Below are 16,112 nucleotides of genomic sequence, written 5' to 3'. Positions count from 1 at the left end.
GGCGGAGGCGCCACGCGTCGCGTCGAGCTATGCCGGCCCGGCACGATGCAAGCACGGCGGCCGCAGACGCCCGACCGTGCAGCGAGATGCCGGATGCAGGTCCGGCGGTGGCCCGCGCCGCCTCGCCGACCGGACGGGCCGCGGGCGCCGCGCTTCCTCTGCCCCGGGGCATTCGACGGCGAACACCCCGCGGCACCACCGGATGCCATGGATGAACAACCGGAAGCGTCAGGTCCGCATCAGGAGGCCGCCCGCTTCAGCAAGCTCCGCAAGCTCGGCGAGGTTCGCGAGATGGTAGTCCGGTTCCGTCTGCCGCGCGGCGGTGATAGTGCCGCCCGAGCCCGCCAGGCCCTTGCGGCGTTCGATCCAGCACACCGTGTAGCCGAGCGCCTTGGCCACGCCGATGTCGTGGTACTGGCTCTGCGCGACATGCAGGATGTCGCGCTGCGCGTAGCCGTCTCGGCTGAGACGGCCGCGCGTGAAGGCGAAATACTGGGGGTCCGGCTTCTCGCACAATGCCTCGTCCACCGTGACCGTGTCGTGGAACGGGTTGCCGAGGCGCGGCGCCATCAGGTCGAGCGCCCAGCGCGCCGCATTCGTCATCGCCACCAGCTTGTAGCGGCGGCCAAGGCGGCGCAGCGCATCCACGGAATCGGCAAAGGGCGGCCAGTCGCGCGCGCTCTGGGCGAAGCCCCTGGCGATGGCTGGATCCCGGGGCAGGCCGAGTTGCGGGGCGATCGCTTCATAGACGCGCTCGAGATCGTCGGGGAAGCGCGAGGCCCCTTTCGTGCCGCGGGCGGCGCGGTAGGCGTCGAGGATGGCGCCGTCCGCCAGCTTCGCCGCGGCCTCCCCGCAGGTGCGGCGGAGATAGGCGAGCAGCCCGGTCTCGAAGTCGATGATCGTGCCGACGATATCGAAGGTGAGGACCTTCGGTTCGCGCTCTGCCATCTCGGTGCTCCCTCTCGGCTGCGGTGTCCAAGGACGAATCTGCGCGCGTCCGTGCGGCAGCCTCGCCGAGAAGGGCTCCGCTTCGCGGCGCATGATCCCGTATCGCCGGCCGGCGACGGCAGGATCGCCCGCCGCGTCAGGTCTCGAAGAACTTCTCGAGCGGATAGTGCCGCTTGACGAAGACCGACTTGATGACGACGTAGCTGAAGTATTTCTCGATGCCGATGTTGCGCGCCAGCAGCTCCTCGATGATCTCCTGGTAGTGCTGGATGCTGCGCGTGACGAACTTCAGCATGTAGTCGTAGCCGCCGCTGACCAGGTGGCATTCCAGCACCTCATCCACCGCGCGGATCGCGTTCTCGAAGCGCACGAAGTCCTGCATCCGGTGGTCGGCGAGCGTCACCTCGGTGAAGATGGACGTCGTGTCGCCAAGCTTGCGCAGCTGGATGTCCGCGCCGTAGCCGGTGATGTAGCCCGCCTTCTCCAGCCGCTTGACGCGCACGAGACATGGGCTGGCCGAAAGCCCCACCGCGTCGGCGAGTTCGACATTCGTCACCCGCGCATTCTTCTGCAGATGCACGAGGATGCGCAGATCGATACGGTCGAGCTTCGGCAGGCCCGGATCCATCGTCGTGAAGGTCCCTTGCGGTTCACGGTAGGATCTGCGGCAGGTCTGTGACAAGCGCCGTCGGCGCTCAATAGCCCAGGCGCCGGTCCACCAGGCCGACCAGCCCCTCGCCCCGCGCGTGCCGGTCGAGGTTTTCGAGAACGGCCTCCACCGCCGTTTCCGGCTGGGTCATGCTGGCCACGTGCGGCGTCAGCCAGATGCGCGGATGCGACCAGAAGGGATGCCCGGGGGGCAGCGGTTCGGGCTCCGCCACGTCCAGGATCGCGGCCGAGAGGCGCCCCGAACCGAGTGCATCCAGCAGATCCTGCTGCGCCAGGTGGCCGCCCCGCCCGGCATTCACCAGCGCCGCCCCTTCCGGCAGGTGCGCGAAGAGGTCACGGCGAAGAATGCCCCGCGTTTCCTCCGTCAGCGGCAGGAGACAGACGAGGATGTCGCAGCCCGCCAGGAAGGCAGGCAGTTCCGCCGCCCCCGCGTGGCACGTCACGCCGGGGATGACGCGGCGCGACCGGCCCCATCCCGACAGGGCGAAGCCGAAGGGCGCAAGTGCGGCGAGCACCGCGCGCCCCAGCTCGCCGAGTCCGAGCAGGCCGACCCGCCGCCGCGCCGCGGGGCGGACGCGGATGGGCTTCCAGACCTCCTCGCGTTGCTGCCCGAGATAGGCCGGAAGGTCGCGATGCAGAGCGAGCACCGACATCGTCACGTACTCGACCATGCCGCCGATGATGCCCGGCTCCACCATCCGTACGAGCGGCAGATGCGGCGGCAGCGCCGCGAGGTCGAACTGGTCCACCCCCGCGCCGACCGAGAAGACGACCTCGAGATTGGGGAAGCGCGTCGCGAGATCCGCGGGCGGCACCCAGGCGGCCAGGAAGCGGACCGCGGCCGGGTCGCCGGTCTCGGGCCAGACATGGAAGGGCAGGTCGGGGCGGCGTTCGGCGAACAGGCGCGCCCATTCCGCCCCGCGCACCGGATCCGCCTTGTAGAGAAACGCCATCAGCCGAACGCCTGGCTGACGAGGGCGAAGGAGCGCACGGCGGCCGGCGCCGGCGGCTGGCCGCGCACCATGCGCGTCGCATCGTCCACCGCAGGCAGCCCCGCCTCCTCCAGCCAGGCGGAGAGGGCGGAGTCCTCGGTGACGTCGATGCGGAGGAACTCCCCCTGCCGCTGGCCGAGCCAATGCGCGACGAGCAGCCGCGCCGCCTCGGGGTCCGGTGCGACGACCGGCCCGATGACCTTGCCGCGGCCGAAGCGCCGCAGCATGGCGAAGCCGCTCGCCACGCCGTCGCGGTCCAGCACGATTCCCTCCGCCTCCCCGATCAGCGCCTCGAGCAGGGGGCCGCGCGCCATCCCGGTCGCGGCGGCGTCGAGCGCGGTGAGCACCGCGAGGTCGGCGCGCCCCGCCGGGCGCAGGCGCTCGCCGGTGCGCGGCGCATGGAAGCCGACGCAGTAGGCCGCCCCCTGATGCTGCCGGATCGTCGCTACCGGCGCGAAGCCGAGCTTGCGATAGAGCGGTTCCCCCGCCTTCGTCGCATGAAGCTGGACTCCGCGTGTCCCGAGACGCGAGAGCATCGTCTCCATCAGCCGGCCGCCGAGACCGCGGCCCTGCATCTCCGGCGCCACGATGACCATGCCGAGCGTGCCCCAGCCCGGCCCGAAGGCCCAGCTCATGGCAGTGCCGACCAGGCGACGCCCGCTCTCGAGCGCGACACCTTCGCCCAGCGAGAGCGCGAAGTTCCAGTCCTCCAGCCGATGCGGCCAGGACAATGCTGCCGACAGCGCCTGCGCCGCCCCGAGATCGGCCGGATCCAGCGCCCGCATGATCGGTTGTCTGGCGTCGCGCTCCGTCATCCTCTTCCTCCGTCCGGCCGCACGAGCGTGGCCCGGGTCGCGAAGCATGGTCTTCCGAAGATCGGCGCGATTCGGGATATTCCACTTCGAAGGGGCAGGCAGCCGCTGCCGTCGCGCGGCGCGCAAACGGCAGGATCTGCCTCGCGCGACCCCGTGCAGCGCCTTCCCTGCGCCGGAGCACCGCCTAGCATGATGACCCCGTGCAGCCCAGCGAGGTTCCGCCATGTCCGAACTCCGGCCGAAATACGTCACCTTCGATTGCTACGGGACATTGACCTGGTTCCAGGTCGGCGAGGTGACGCGCGGCCTGATGGCCGACCGCATCCCCGCCGAGCGGATGCAGGACTTCCTCACCGACTACGGCTGGTACCGCTTCGATGAGGTGCTCGGCGCCTGGAAGCCCTATGTCGAGGTGCTCAAGGCCTCGCTGGAGCGCACCTGCAGGCGCCACGGTGTCCCGTTCCGCGAATCCGACGGCCAGGTGATCTACGACGCCGTGCCGACCTGGGGGCCGCATCCGGACGTGCCCGCGCCGCTGAAGCGCGTCGCCGCGCGCTATCCGCTCGTCATCCTCTCCAATGCCTCCGACGACCAGATCATGAGGAACGTGGCGCTGCTGGAAGCGCCCTTCCACAAGGTCTGCACGGCGCAGCAGGCGCAGGCCTACAAGCCCCGCATGCAGGCCTTCGAGTACATGTTCGATACGCTGGGATGCGGGCCGGAGGACGTGCTGCACGTCTCGGCGAGTTACCGCTACGACCTGGTCCCGGCCTATGGCCTGCGGGTGAAGCACAAGCTCTATGTGAACCGCGGCTACGAGCCCGCCATCCCCTATTACGGCGCGCACGAGACGACGACGATCGAAGGCCTGGCCAGCCTGCTCGGGGTGTGAGGCTCCGATGAAGCTTGCCTCCTACTGGCTCGAGACCGCCACGCCCTTCGCCGGCGCGGCGGCAGGCCCCATGGAGGGGCGCGCGGATGCCGTCGTCGTCGGCGGCGGCTTCACCGGCCTGTCGGCGGCGCTGGCGCTGGCGCGGCAGGGTGCCTCGGTCGTGGTGCTGGAAGCAGGGCGCGTCGCCGCCGGTGCCTCCGGCCGCAACGGCGGGCACGTCAACAACGGGACCTCGCACGACTTCGCGGCGCTCGCGGCGCGCTTCGGCACCGATCATGCCCGCGCCCTCTACCGCGCCTACGACGCCGCGGTGGACACGGTCGAACGCATCGTGCGGGAGGAGCAGATCCAGTGCGACTTCCGCCGCAGCGGCAAGATCAAGCTCGCGGCCAAGCCGGCGCACTACGACAAGCTCGCCCGCAGCTTCGAGATCCTGCACCGCGACTGCGATCCGGACACGGACCTCGTCCCGCGCGAGCGCATCCGCGAGGAGGTCGGATCCGACGCCTTCTTCGGCGGGCTGCTCTATCGCAAGAGCGCGATGATGCACATGGGCCGCTTCGGCGCGGGCCTGGCCGAGGCGGCCGCCCGGGCAGGGGCGCGCATCTTCGAGGATGCGCCGGTCACCGCGCTCACCCGGCGCAACGGCCATGCCCATGCCGTGACGACGGCGCGCGGCACGATCGAGGCGGCGCAGGTGCTGATCGCCACGGGTCCGAGCCGCGAAGGCCCCTTCGCCTGGTTCCGCCGCCGCATCGTGCCGGTCGGCAGCTTCATCGTCGTGACCGAGCCGCTGACCCCCGGCCAGCTCGACAGCATCATGCCGACGCGGCGCACGGCGACGACGACGAAGCATATCGGCAACTACTTCCGCATCTCGCCGGACGACCGGTTGATCTGGGGTGGCCGCGCGCGCTTCGCCATGTCCAACCCGACGGAGGACGCGAAGAGCGGCGACGTGCTGCGCGCGCAGTTGCGTGCGACCTTCCCGCAGCTCAAGGAGGTGCGGCTGGACTACTGCTGGGGCGGCCTGGTGGATATGACGGAAGACCGGCTGCCGCGCGCCGGAGAGCATGAGGGCCTCTTCTACGCCATGGGCCTGTCCGGGCACGGGGCGCAGATGTCCGTCCATCTCGGCCAGCAGATGGCGAAGGTGATCGCCGGCGATCCGACGGCCAACCCCTTCGGGAAGCTCGACTGGCCGGCGATCACCTTCAACTACGGCACGCCCTGGTTCCTGCCGCTGGTCGGCGCCTGGTACAGCCTCAAGGACCGCTTGGAATAGCGGCGCGCATCAGCTCCGCCTCCTCCCGGTGGCAGAGGATCTCCGCGCCCTTCGACAGCCTGCGCCGCGGCGGCGCGACGACGTCGCAGGTGCCCGGGATGGCCTGGCCGCAGCGCGGGAAGAAGGCGCAGGCGGGCTTCCTCGTATCCTGCGCTTCCGGCCCGCGCACGCTGCCACGCTCCTCGAGCCAGCCCTGGCGCAGTTCCGGCACCGAGGAGATCAGCAGTTCCGTGTAGGGATGCCAGGGCGCCTCCTGGATGCCGCGGCGGCTGCCGGCCTCCACGCGCGCGCCGGCATAGAGGACCATCACCTCGTCGCAGACGGAGCGCACCGTGTGCAGGTCGTGGCTGATGAACATGGTCGACAGCCCGAGTTCCCGCCGCAGCCCATCCATCAGGTCGAGGATCGCCGCACCCACCACCGTGTCGAGCGCCGAGGTGACCTCGTCGCAAAGGATGAGGTCGGGCTCGGCCGCGAGCGCGCGCGCCAGGTTCACCCGCTGCTTCTGCCCGCCCGAAAGCTCCCCCGGCTGTCGGTCGGCGAGCGCGGCCGGCAATTGCACGAGGTCAAGCAGGCGCTTCATGCGGCGGTCGCGTTCCGCACCTTTCGCGCCGTGGAAGAAGGTGATCGGGCGGCCAAGGATGCCCGCGACGCTGCGACGCGGGTTGAGCGCGGTGTCGGCGCTCTGGAACACCAGTTGGATGCGGCGAAGCTGCGCCGGTGTCCGCTGCGCGAGTGCGGGCGGCAGCGCCTTGCCGTCCAGCAGCACTTCCCCGCGCGCCGCGGGGAGCAGCCCGGCGATGACGCGCGCCAGCGTGCTCTTGCCGCTGCCGGACTCGCCGATGACGCCAAGGGAGGAGCCGCGACGGATGGTGAAGTCCACGTCGCGCAGGACGGGTACTGCCGGCAGGCCTCCCGAACCGCCGCGGCCGTAGCCGGCGAAGAGCCCCTTGACCGTCAGCAGCGGAGGCGCGTCCGGGGCGGCATCGGCGCCACGCGGCATGGGGGCGGCCGCGGCAAGCAGGCTCCTCGTGTAGGCGTTGCCGGGCGCGGCGAGGATGCGCGCGGTCGACCCGGTCTCCTGCATCTCGCCGTTGCGCAGGACCAGGATTCGGTCCGCCATCTGCGCCACCACGGCAAGGTCGTGCGAGACATAGACCGCCGTGGTGCCGCTGCCCTTCACCACCTGCTTGAAGGCGCGCAGCACCTCGATCTGGGTGGTGACGTCGAGCGCGGTGGTGGGCTCGTCGAGCACCACGAGCTCCGGCTCGGCGATCAGCGCCATGGCCGCCATGAGGCGCTGCAACTGCCCGCCCGAGACCTGGTGCGGGTAGCGCGCGCCGATGCCCTCCGGGTCCGGCAGGGCGAGGGAGCGGAAGAGGTCCACGGCGCGGCGTTCGGCGGCCTCTCGGCTCGCGGCGCCATGCAGCAGCGCCATCTCCGTCACCTGCGCCATGATGGTGCGGGATGGGTTGAACGCCGCCGCGGCGCTCTGCGCGACGTAGGACACGCGGCGACCACGGAATTCGCGCAACTCCCGCCTCGACAGCGCGAGCACGTCCGTCTCTCCCAGGCGGATGCTGCCGCCGGCGATGCGGCAGCCCGGCCGTGCATAGCCGAGCAGCGACAGCGCGATCGTCGTCTTGCCGGAACCGGATTCGCCGATGAGCGCCAGCACCTCCCCCTTCGCCAGCGAGAAGGAGGCATCGCGCACGATCGGCACTTCCTCCCCCGCCGCGTTGCGGGCGCGGACCTCGAGATTGCGGACTTCGAGCTGTGCGGCCATCAGCCGGCCTCGCCGCTGCGGCGGCCGCCGCTCAGCACGTCGATGGCGAGATTCACGCCGATGGTGAGCGAGGCGATGGCGAAGGCGGGCATCAGCACCGCGGGCGCGCCTTCGTGCAGCCCGGCCATGTTCTCCCGCACCAGCGAGCCCCAGTCGGCGTTCGGCGGCTGGACGCCGAGGCCGAGGAAGCTCATCCCGGCCAGCAGCAGCACGATGTAGACGAAGCGCAGGCCGAAATCCGCCAGCACCGGCCCGAGGATATTGGGGAGGATCTCCTCCCGCACCAGGTAGAGCGTTCCTTCGCCGCGCGCCCGCGCGACCGTGACGAAGTCCTGCGCATTGACCGTGACGGCAAGCGACCGCGCGATACGATAGGCGCCGGGCGTGTAGATGACGCCGGCCATCAGGATCAGCACCGGCACGGAGGACCCGAAGGCGGCGACGACGACGAGCGCGAACATCTTGCTCGGGATGGAGATGAGCGTGTCGAGGGTGCGGCTGATGATGCCGTCCACCCAGCCGCCCCAGACCGCGGCGCACATGCCGAGAAGCAGGCCCGAGCCGCTGGCGATCAGCGCGGCGATGAGCGCGACGCCGACCGTGTAGCGCGTGCCGTGCAGCACGCGGCTGAACATGTCGCGGCCCAGATAGTCGGTGCCGAAGGGGAACTGGGCGCTGACCGGCAGGAACACCTCCATGTCCACGATAGCTCCCGCTTCGTGCGGCGCGACCACGGAGCCGAACAGCGCCATCGCCACCCAGAAGACCAGGATGGCCAGGCCGACGATGCCCCCGGCGGAGAGGCGGCGCAGCACCCCGCTCATCGGTGGCGCAGCCGCGGGTTGGAGAGGATCGCCACGACATCCGCCGTGGTGACGAGCGCGAGATAGGCCGCGCAGAAGACCATGGCGCAGGCCTGCACCACCGGCAGGTCGCGCGTGGAGACCCCGTCCACCATGAGCTTGGCGATGCCCGGGTAGTTGAAGATGGTCTCGATGATGATGACGCCGCCCAGCAGGTAGGAAAGGCTGAGCGCGACCGCATTGGCGATCGGCCCGATGGCGTTCGGCAGCGCGTGGCGCAGCACCACGCGGAAGGGCCCGACACCCTTGAGCACCGCCATCTCCACATAGGGCGCCCGCAGCTGATCGATGATGGCCGCGCGCGTCATGCGCACCATCTGCGCGACGATGACGCAGCAGAGCGAAAAGACCGGCAGGGCGAACACGCGGAAGAACTGCCCGACGGAGGTGATGTCCGTCGCCGCCGACAGCGCCGAGAGCCAGCGCAGGTGGACGGCGAAGACGATCACCGCCGCGGTGGCGACCAGGAACTCCGGCACCGAGACGACGGACAGCGTCAGCATCGAGACCGCACGGTCATAGGTGCTGCCGCGCCACATCGCCGCCGTGATGCCGATGGCGAGCGCCAGCGGCACCGACACGGCAGCGGTGGCCGCCGCGAGCATCAGCGAGTTGGGCAGCCGCGACCCGATGAGCTGCGCCACCGGCACGTTGTTCGCCAGCGACCGGCCGAAATCGCCCGTCAGCAATCCGCCCAGCCAGTTCAGGTAGCGGAGATGCCCCGGCAGATCGAGGCCAAGCCGGGCGCGCAGTCCCTCCACCGTCTCCCGCGTCGCGGCCTGGCCGAGCAGTTCCTCCGCCGCATCGCCCGGGAGCAGGCTGGTGATGGCGAAGATCGCGAGCGAGACCAGCAGCAGCGAGACGATGCCGAGGCCGATGCGGGCGGCGACCAGCTTCAGCACGGGCGCCGCCCGTCCATGTCAGGAGTCCAGCCAGACATGCTGGGCGAAGTCGAAGCCCATCAGGTTGCCCACCGGGATGGCCCCGAGACCTTTCAGCCGGGAGGAGTGCCCGTCGAGCAGGCTCTGGAAGACCGGGATGCCGATGCCCGACTCGTTGTGGATCATCACCTGCATGTCGGCGTAGTGCTGGCGACGCTTGGCCTCGTCCGTCTCGGTCCGCGCCGCGACCAGCTTCTGGTCGAATTGCGGGTTGCGCCAGGCGCTTTCGTTCCACGCCGCGTCGGACTTGAAGAACAGGGTCAGCAGGATATCGGCCGAAGGCCGCGGGTTGATGGCGCCGAAGCCGATCGGATGCTTGAACCAGTGGTTCGACCAGTAGCCGTCCGAGGGCACGCGCCGCACCTCGAGGTTCATGCCGATGCGGCTGCCGGTCTGCTGCAGCACCTGCGCCATGTCGACCGAATTCGGCGCCGCCGGGGAACAGACCACCGGCAGCGTCGTGCTGCCGACGCCGGAGCGCTGGAAGTGGAAGCGCGCGCGGTCGAGGTCGAAGGGCCGCTGCGCCAGGCCCGGGAAGAAGAATCGGTTCGACGGGTCGATCGGCTGGTCGTTGCCGATCACGCCATAGTTGCGCAGGATGGCGGTGCGCATCTGCGCGCGGTCGAACATGTACTTCATCGCCAGGACGAAGTCGGGGTTGTTCCCCGGCGCCTGGTCGAGCCGCATGATCAGGTTGGTGTAGTAGCCGGACTTGGTCTCGAAGACCGAGTAGCCCTGGGTCTGCTGGATTCGGCGCACCGAGCGCGGATCGACGCCACCGATCAGTTGCACATCGCCCGAGAGCAGCGCGTTGACGCGCGCCTGCTCGTCCGGGATGCCGATGAACTCGACCTCGTCGAGGTAGGGCTTGCCGTTCTGCCAGTAGTTCGGGTTGCGCACGGAGATGGAGCGAACCCCCGGCTGGAATTCCCGGCAGAGGAAGGGCCCGGTGCCGATCGCGGTGGTGAAGTCCGTCGTGCCGGCCCTGATGATGTGGAAGTGGAAGGTGCCGAGCACGACGGGAAGGTCGGCGTTCGGCGCTTCGAGGGTGATCCTCACCTCCCGCGGGCCGGTGGCGACGATCTCGCTCATCTGCATCGCGAGCGAGCGCGCACGCGATGCCGTGGCGGGGTCCTTGTGGCGCGCGAGGGAGAAGACGACGTCCTCGGAGGTCAGCGGCTTGCCGTCGTGGAAGGTGACGCCGCTGCGCAGGCGGAAGGTCCAGACCTTCGCGGCTTCGTTGTCCCAGGATTCGGCAAGCGCGGGCTGCGGCGTCAGGCTGCCGTCCAGTGTCGTCAGGCCGTTGTAGAACATGTTGCAGCGCGCATAGTCGGTCGACAGCGACTGCTTGGCCGGATCGAGCGTGTCGGCCGTGGATGTCGATGTGCCGGAGACGCGGATCCGTCCGCCGCGCCTCGGCGCCTGGGCGGCCGCCTCCTTCGCCGTGCCGAGGACGCCACCGGCGGCCGCCGCGGCCATGCCGCCGGCGCCCAGCATCGCCATCAGCTCGCGCCGCGTGGCGCCGCGCCTGATCGCGTCCATCACCCGCGCGGTGTCGGCGGTGTCGAGCGCCGCGATCGGGTCATTCTTCGTGTTCGCCATCCCTGCCTCCTCTGTCGGTCCCGGCCTTGCGCCGGCTCCGTTACCTGAGCCGCGTCATCATGGAGCGGTCCTCGCCAGCGCGCGGTCGAGCATCTCCAGCCCCTCCCCGAGCTGCTCATCGGTCGTGACCAGCGGTGCCAGGAAGCGGACGACGTTGCGATGCACGCCGCACTTGATCACCAGCAGCCCTTCGTCCCGTGACGCGTCGATGATCCGCTGGGCCATGTCGGCATCGGGCTTGCGGGACCGGCGGTCGGCGACGATCTCGATCGCCAGCATGAAGCCGAGGCCGCGCACCTCCCCGATCGCCGCGTGGCGCTGCTGCAGCGCCTTGAGCCCCGCGCGCAGGCGCGCGCCCAGCACCTCGGCGCGGGCCAGCAGCCCGTCCTGCTCGAAGGCGTCGAGCACGCCGAGCGCGGCCGCGCAGGCGAGCCCGTTGCCGCCATAGGTGCCGCCCAGCCCGCCGGGTGCCGGCGCATCCATGATCTCCGCGCGCCCGACCACGCCCGAGAGCGGCAGGCCGCCGGCGAGGCTCTTGGCCACCGTGACCAGGTCGGGGAGCAGCCCCGCATGCTCGAAGGCGAAGAGGCGGCCGGTGCGGCCGAAGCCCGTCTGGATCTCATCCGCGATCAGCACGATGCCGTGCCGGCGCGCGATCGCCTGCAGCTCCTGCAGGAAGTCCGGCGGCGCGGGCAGGAAACCGCCATCGCCCTGCACCGGTTCGATGATGATCGCGGCGACGCGCTCCGGGGCGACCTCGGTGGCGAAGAGATCCTCCAGCGCGGCGAGCGCATCCGCGCTGTTCACCCCGCGATACGGGTTGGGGAAGGGCGTGTGGAACACCTCGGGCGCGAAGGGGCCGAAATTCTGGCGGTATGGCGCGCTCATGCCGGTCAGCGTGGTGCCGAGCAGCGTGCGGCCGTGGAAGGCGCCGCGGAAGGCGATGACGGCGGGGCGGTTGGTATGCGCACGCGCGATCTTGACCGCGTTCTCCACCGCCTCGGCGCCCGACGTGAAGAAGGCGGCCTTGCAGGCTTCGCCGCCGCCCACCAGCGCCGAGAGCCGCCGCGCGAGGTCGAGATAGGGCGGATAGGCCGCGACCTGGAAGGCCGCGTGGGTGATGCGACCGAGCTGGTCCTGCACCGCCTTCACCACGCGCGGGTGGTTGTGGCCGAGGTTGAGGACGCCGATGCCGCCGACGAAGTCGAGATAGCGGCGCCCGTCCACATCCCAGGCCTCGGCCCCCTGGGCGCGTTCCAGCACGACGGGGTGCGCGGTGAGCACGCCGCGCGGCACGTGGCGCGAGCGCTCCTCGATCAGCGTTGCCGTCCTGTCGCGCGTCTCGAGCATGGTGCCACCGGTCCTTCCTGGTCCGGAAAGCCTAGGGGGACGCTGTCGGCGCGATCCGCTTCAATGGCCCCCGCGCGTGGGAGAGTCACGTGTTGTGTGGCGTGTCGCCGGCAGAATCATCTGCCGCGCTCAATCGGCCTCGGCGCCGGAGGCTCTCACCAATGGCCCCCACAGCGCGGTTTCCGCCCGGACATAGGCGGCGAAGCGGTCCGGCCCGTAGCCTGGCATGGCGGGGGTGCCGAGCGCGGCAAGCCGCTCGGCGATCGTCGCGTCGGTCAGGGCGTGCTGCACCGCCGCCGCCATGCGGTCCTGGATCGGCCGTGGCGTCCCGGCGGGGCCGAACAGCCCGAACCATGAATAGGCCGGGTATTCCGGCACGCCGGCCTCCTTCATGGTCGGCACGTCCGGCATCACCGGGGAGCGCTGCTCCGAGGTGACGAAGAGGCAGCGCGCCGCACCGGACTGGTGGTGCGGCAGCAGCAGCCCCGTGATGTCGTGCATGAACTGGATCTGCCCGGCGACGAGGGCGGTGATGGTCTCAGCCCCGCTGCGGTAGGGCACGTGCAGCGCGCGCGCCCCGATGCGGGTGACGAAGTTCGCGCTGGCGAGATGCCCTGTCGCGCCGATGCCGTTGCTGCCGAACTGGTAGCGGTCGGGGCTGGCGCGCAGCGTGGCGATCAGCTGCTCGGCGGTGCCGACGTCCCAGCCGCGGGCGGTGACGGCGAGCACGAGCGGCACGAAGACCGTCGCGGCGATCGGCGCGAGGTCGCGCAGCGGATCATAGGGCAGGCGGCGGTACAGCGCGGCGGCGATGCCCGTCGAGGAGAGTGTCGCATGGACGAACACCGAGCCGTCGGGCGGCGCCTTCGCCACCATGTCGGTGCCGATGGTGCTGCCGGCGCCGGGGCGGTTCTCGATCACCAGCGGCTGGCCGAGGAAATCGGTCATCTTCGGCGCCAGCAGCCGCAGAGTCACGTCGGTGCCGCTGCCGGGGCCGAAGGGGATGACGATGCGCACCGGCTGGGTGGGCCAGGCGCCCTGGGCACGTGCCGGGCATACCAGCGCCGGCAGGGCGGCGGCGGCGAGCAGCGGACGGCGTCCGAATCCTGGGCTGGTCATCGCGTGTTTCCTTCGGCGGTCGCAAAGCGGGAGATGTGGAAGGGCTCGATCGGCACGCCCGTGCCGCCGGTGGCGATCAGCTCCGCCATGGTGGCGCCGACGCCGGGGCCGAGCTGGAAGCCGTGGCCGCAGAAGCCGAAGGCGTAGAAGAGGCCGGCGACCTTGGCGCTCGGCCCCATCACCGGGATGTCGTCCCGCATGTAGCCCTCGACGCCGCTCCAGCTGCGGATGACGGAGAGCGCGCGCATCGCGGGCAGCAGCCGGGCGACCTGCGGCAATTGCCGCAGCGTGTTCAGCGGATCGAGCCTGGCGCGCTTGGTGTCGAGCGAGGCCTCGCTGCGCACCCCGCCGCCGAAGACGATGTTCCCGCGCTTCACCTGGCGGAGGTAGACGCCTTCCTCGACCACCTCGCTGGCGATGCCCATGACCGGCTCGATCCGGTAGCGCACGGGCTCGGTGACCGCCATCTGCGGGCCGTGCGGGGTGATCGGCACCGGCTCGCCGAAGGCAGCGGCGAGCCGCCCGCCCCAGGCCCCGGCCGAGACCTGCAGCAGCGGCGCGCGGAAACGGCCGATGCTGGTCTCGACCAGGAAATCCTCGGCGGATTTCGTGATGGACAGGACCTCCGCATTCTCATGCACGATCGCGCCCTCGCGCCGCGCGGCACGCGCGAAGGCGGGGGCGGCCAGGCGCGGATTGGCGTGCCCGTCATGCGGCGAATAGGACGCCATCCGCGCCTCGGGCGACAGGAATGGGAAGCGCATGCGCAGCGCATTGCCGCTGACGAGCTCGAGCTCGAGGCCATGCGGCCGCGCTTCGCGCGCATAGGCTTCGAGCCGCGCGGCATCGGCCTCGCGAAAGGCGACGCGGATGTGCCCGCTCGGCAGGAACTCCGCGTCGTCGCCGATGAGGTCCGGCAGCCGTCCCCAGATCTCGCGCGACAGGTTCGCGAGCGGGAGTTGCGGCAGGAACCGCCCCTGGCGGCGGACATTGCCGAAATTCGTCCCGCTCGCGTGGCTGCCGACCAGGTCGCGTTCCAGCAGGACGACGGACAGGCCGCGCCGGCGGAGGAAGAATGCGGTCGCCGCCCCCATCAGCCCGCCGCCGACGATCGCGACATCGGCCGCGGTCATGGCGCCGCCTCGGTCAGCACGGGCAGCGGCTTGACCGGTGCCGCGCCGCGCAGCCTGCCGGCGGCCTCGATCGGCATGCCGCGCGCGGCGGCGAGGATCTCCGCCGCCGCCGGGCCGCACATCCTCCCCTGGCACCGCCCCATGCCGGTGCGCGAGAAGGCCTTGGCCCGGTTCACCTCCGGCGCGCCGTATTCGCCCCCGGCGCGGCGGAGCTCGCCGGCGGTGATCGCCTCGCAGCGGCAGACCAGCGCCTCGTCCGGCAGGGCGGCGGCGAGGTGCGCTGGCCAGGGGAAGGCGCGCTCCAGGCCGCGGCGGAAGCGCGTCATGGGCATGAGGCGGCGGCGCAGATGCACCATCTCCGCCTCATCCACCGCGACCCCGAGATCACGCAGCGCGGCGCAGGCGGCGAGCCGTCCGGCGAGCTCCGCCGCATCCGCGCCGCGCACCTGCGCGCCATCGCCGGCGAGATAGACGCCCTGGACGCTGGCGCGGCCGTCCTCATCCGTCACCGGCAGCCATTGCCGCGCGCCGGCATCGAAGGCGAAGTCGCAGCGGGCGAGGTCGGCGAGCTGCGTCTCGGACCGCAGCCCGTAGCCGAGGCCGACCGCATCGCAATCCGTGCGGCAATCCCGACCCGCCGCGTCGCGCCAGCGCAACGCGGCGACGCGGTCCTCGCCTTCGACGGCGATCGGCGTGACGCCGGTCGCGATGCGCACGCCTGCGCGCCGCAGCGCCATCGTGTAGGCGGCGCCACGCGCGACCAGCGCGGGCCGCGCCATCATCCATGGCAGGGCCGCGACGCGGCTCGCGAAGGGGCTGGTGTCGAGCACCGCCTGCACCGCGGCGCCCGCCTTCACGTACTGCCAGGCCACCAGGTAGAGCAGCGGCCCGGTGCCCAGGAAGACCGGCCGCGCGCCGATGGTGCAGGCCTGCGCCTTCAGCGCGATCTGCGCGCCGCCGAGGCTCGCCACGCCGGGCAGCGTCCAGCCGGGCAGCGGCATGACCCGGTCCGTGGCCCCGGTGGCGAGGATCAGCGCGGCATAGGGCAGGCTTTCGCCGCGGCCGGCGCTGTGGACCAGCAAGGCGCCGTCGCGCACGGCCCAGACCAGGGTCTCGGGCCGCCAGTCGAGGCGCGGGCGCAGCGCCTCCGCCGCCGCATGCAGCGCCGTCGCCTTGGCGGCCTCGGAGCCGTAGAGCGCCTCCGGCCCGCGGGTGAAGCCGGGCGGCTGGCGGCGGTAGATCTGGCCGCCGTCGCGCGCGCCTTCCTCGACCAGCACAGGGCACAGCCCGGCTTCGACGAGGCGTTCGGCGGCGCGGATGCCGGCCGGACCGGCCCCGACCACGACTACGGGCGCGGCCATGGCGCCCCCCGGGTGACCACGCGCATCCCGCTCGCGACCGGCGTCGAGCAGGCGCGCAGCCTTCCGCCCTCCTCGGTCCAGACCCAGCAATCCTGGCAGGCGCCCATCAGGCAGAAGCCGGCGCGCGGACCGTCGCCGAATTCGCTCTCGCGCAGCCGCGCGCCGGCGGTGAGCAACGCGACGAGCAGCGTGTCGCCCTCCAGCGCCGCCACCTCCGCACCGTCCACCACGATCCGCACGGCACTCCGGCCGGTCTCTCCGACGCGATGCAACAACCCTGTCATGGGGAAAGGCTCGTCGCCTGGTGCGCGCCCTGTCCAATCGGGTTTCGGCCGTGGTGTATAAGGCGAGCCTAT

At 71.3% G+C, this 16,112-nt stretch carries 15 protein-coding genes; 2 read left to right on the top strand and 13 right to left on the bottom strand.

Going from position 1 to position 16,112, the window contains the following annotated elements:
- Positions 1-228: 228 nt before the first annotated feature.
- The 4 genes from GXW74_RS10315 to GXW74_RS10300 form a co-directional block, all read right to left on the bottom strand.
- Positions 229-948, bottom strand: a complete 720-nt coding sequence (locus GXW74_RS10315; protein ID WP_211846414.1) for an HAD-IA family hydrolase — start codon at positions 946-948, stop codon at positions 229-231.
- Positions 949-1,084: 136 nt separating this feature from the next.
- Complete coding sequence (locus GXW74_RS10310) at positions 1,085-1,576, bottom strand: Lrp/AsnC family transcriptional regulator (protein WP_211846413.1); 492 nt, start codon at positions 1,574-1,576, stop codon at positions 1,085-1,087.
- A gap of 67 nt (positions 1,577-1,643) precedes the next feature.
- Entirely contained in the window at positions 1,644-2,570 is a 927-nt protein-coding gene (locus GXW74_RS10305) for a 2-hydroxyacid dehydrogenase (protein WP_211846412.1), read from the bottom strand.
- A complete protein-coding gene (locus tag GXW74_RS10300; protein ID WP_211846411.1) occupies positions 2,570-3,424 on the bottom strand; it encodes a GNAT family N-acetyltransferase in 855 nt (284 codons plus the stop codon). Before GXW74_RS10300 ends, GXW74_RS10305 begins: the two co-directional genes overlap by 1 nt.
- A gap of 223 nt (positions 3,425-3,647) precedes the next feature.
- On the opposite strand from GXW74_RS10300, the gene GXW74_RS10295 reads away from it, so the two are divergent.
- Together GXW74_RS10295 and GXW74_RS10290 are read left to right on the top strand one after the other, a co-directional pair.
- Positions 3,648-4,316: a haloacid dehalogenase type II gene (locus GXW74_RS10295; protein ID WP_211846410.1), complete on the top strand. Its 669-nt coding sequence runs from the start codon at positions 3,648-3,650 to the stop codon at positions 4,314-4,316.
- Positions 4,317-4,323: 7 nt separating this feature from the next.
- Positions 4,324-5,601, top strand: a complete 1,278-nt coding sequence (locus GXW74_RS10290) for an NAD(P)/FAD-dependent oxidoreductase (RefSeq protein ID WP_211846409.1) — start codon at positions 4,324-4,326, stop codon at positions 5,599-5,601.
- Here GXW74_RS10290 and GXW74_RS10285 read toward each other — a convergent pair.
- The 9 genes from GXW74_RS10285 to GXW74_RS10245 form a co-directional block, all read right to left on the bottom strand.
- Positions 5,582-7,387 (bottom strand): ABC transporter ATP-binding protein, encoded by a 1,806-nt coding sequence (locus tag GXW74_RS10285; protein WP_211846408.1) that lies wholly within the window; start codon positions 7,385-7,387, stop codon positions 5,582-5,584. The two genes, GXW74_RS10290 and GXW74_RS10285, sit on opposite strands and share 20 nt — an antisense overlap.
- Positions 7,387-8,211, bottom strand: a complete 825-nt coding sequence (locus tag GXW74_RS10280) for an ABC transporter permease (protein ID WP_211846407.1) — start codon at positions 8,209-8,211, stop codon at positions 7,387-7,389. Before GXW74_RS10280 ends, GXW74_RS10285 begins: the two co-directional genes overlap by 1 nt.
- The gene (locus tag GXW74_RS10275) at positions 8,208-9,152 is read right to left on the bottom strand and encodes an ABC transporter permease (protein WP_211846406.1); all 945 of its coding nucleotides are present in this window, start codon (positions 9,150-9,152) and stop codon (positions 8,208-8,210) included. The genes GXW74_RS10280 and GXW74_RS10275 overlap by 4 nt, the downstream gene beginning before the upstream one ends.
- A gap of 18 nt (positions 9,153-9,170) precedes the next feature.
- Entirely contained in the window at positions 9,171-10,793 is a 1,623-nt protein-coding gene (locus tag GXW74_RS10270) for an ABC transporter substrate-binding protein (RefSeq protein ID WP_246523153.1), read from the bottom strand.
- Positions 10,794-10,850: 57 nt separating this feature from the next.
- Positions 10,851-12,143 carry a 4-aminobutyrate--2-oxoglutarate transaminase gene (gene gabT / locus GXW74_RS10265; RefSeq protein WP_211846405.1) on the bottom strand — a complete coding sequence of 431 codons (1,293 nt, stop codon included), beginning with the start codon at positions 12,141-12,143 and terminating at the stop codon, positions 10,851-10,853.
- A 129-nt stretch (positions 12,144-12,272) separates the two neighbouring features.
- The gene (locus GXW74_RS10260) at positions 12,273-13,262 is read right to left on the bottom strand and encodes a Bug family tripartite tricarboxylate transporter substrate binding protein (RefSeq protein WP_211846404.1); all 990 of its coding nucleotides are present in this window, start codon (positions 13,260-13,262) and stop codon (positions 12,273-12,275) included.
- On the bottom strand, positions 13,259-14,395 hold the full coding sequence (locus GXW74_RS10255) for an NAD(P)/FAD-dependent oxidoreductase (protein WP_211846403.1): 1,137 nt from the start codon (positions 14,393-14,395) through the stop codon (positions 13,259-13,261). Before GXW74_RS10255 ends, GXW74_RS10260 begins: the two co-directional genes overlap by 4 nt.
- The gene (locus GXW74_RS10250) at positions 14,392-15,756 is read right to left on the bottom strand and encodes an FAD/NAD(P)-dependent oxidoreductase (protein ID WP_211846402.1); all 1,365 of its coding nucleotides are present in this window, start codon (positions 15,754-15,756) and stop codon (positions 14,392-14,394) included. The genes GXW74_RS10255 and GXW74_RS10250 overlap by 4 nt, the downstream gene beginning before the upstream one ends.
- Positions 15,741-16,040: a (2Fe-2S)-binding protein gene (locus tag GXW74_RS10245; protein ID WP_211846401.1), complete on the bottom strand. Its 300-nt coding sequence runs from the start codon at positions 16,038-16,040 to the stop codon at positions 15,741-15,743. Before GXW74_RS10245 ends, GXW74_RS10250 begins: the two co-directional genes overlap by 16 nt.
- Positions 16,041-16,112 lie beyond the last annotated feature (72 nt).

Origin of the sequence: Neoroseomonas eburnea (assembly GCF_018129005.1) — a bacterium.
Classification (GTDB): Bacteria; Pseudomonadota; Alphaproteobacteria; order Acetobacterales; family Acetobacteraceae; genus Neoroseomonas; species Neoroseomonas eburnea.
This window is presented reverse-complemented; position numbering and strand designations above follow the sequence as displayed.

Bases quoted from the DNA above. Each gene is read 5' to 3' on its own strand.
- GXW74_RS10295 (WP_211846410.1), top strand. From the start codon at position 3,648: ATGTCCGAACTCCGGCCGAAATACGTCACCTTCGATTGCTACGGGACA.
- GXW74_RS10255 (WP_211846403.1), bottom strand. From the start codon at position 14,395: ATGACCGCGGCCGATGTCGCGATCGTCGGCGGCGGGCTGATGGGGGCG.
- GXW74_RS10245 (WP_211846401.1), bottom strand. From the start codon at position 16,040: ATGACAGGGTTGTTGCATCGCGTCGGAGAGACCGGCCGGAGTGCCGTG.
- GXW74_RS10305 (WP_211846412.1), bottom strand. From the start codon at position 2,570: ATGGCGTTTCTCTACAAGGCGGATCCGGTGCGCGGGGCGGAATGGGCG.
- GXW74_RS10285 (WP_211846408.1), bottom strand. From the start codon at position 7,387: ATGGCCGCACAGCTCGAAGTCCGCAATCTCGAGGTCCGCGCCCGCAAC.
- gabT (WP_211846405.1), bottom strand. From the start codon at position 12,143: ATGCTCGAGACGCGCGACAGGACGGCAACGCTGATCGAGGAGCGCTCG.
- GXW74_RS10300 (WP_211846411.1), bottom strand. From the start codon at position 3,424: ATGACGGAGCGCGACGCCAGACAACCGATCATGCGGGCGCTGGATCCG.
- GXW74_RS10310 (WP_211846413.1), bottom strand. From the start codon at position 1,576: ATGGATCCGGGCCTGCCGAAGCTCGACCGTATCGATCTGCGCATCCTC.
- GXW74_RS10290 (WP_211846409.1), top strand. From the start codon at position 4,324: ATGAAGCTTGCCTCCTACTGGCTCGAGACCGCCACGCCCTTCGCCGGC.
- GXW74_RS10280 (WP_211846407.1), bottom strand. From the start codon at position 8,211: ATGAGCGGGGTGCTGCGCCGCCTCTCCGCCGGGGGCATCGTCGGCCTG.
- GXW74_RS10315 (WP_211846414.1), bottom strand. From the start codon at position 948: ATGGCAGAGCGCGAACCGAAGGTCCTCACCTTCGATATCGTCGGCACG.
- GXW74_RS10270 (WP_246523153.1), bottom strand. From the start codon at position 10,793: ATGGCGAACACGAAGAATGACCCGATCGCGGCGCTCGACACCGCCGAC.
- GXW74_RS10250 (WP_211846402.1), bottom strand. From the start codon at position 15,756: ATGGCCGCGCCCGTAGTCGTGGTCGGGGCCGGTCCGGCCGGCATCCGC.
- GXW74_RS10260 (WP_211846404.1), bottom strand. From the start codon at position 13,262: ATGACCAGCCCAGGATTCGGACGCCGTCCGCTGCTCGCCGCCGCCGCC.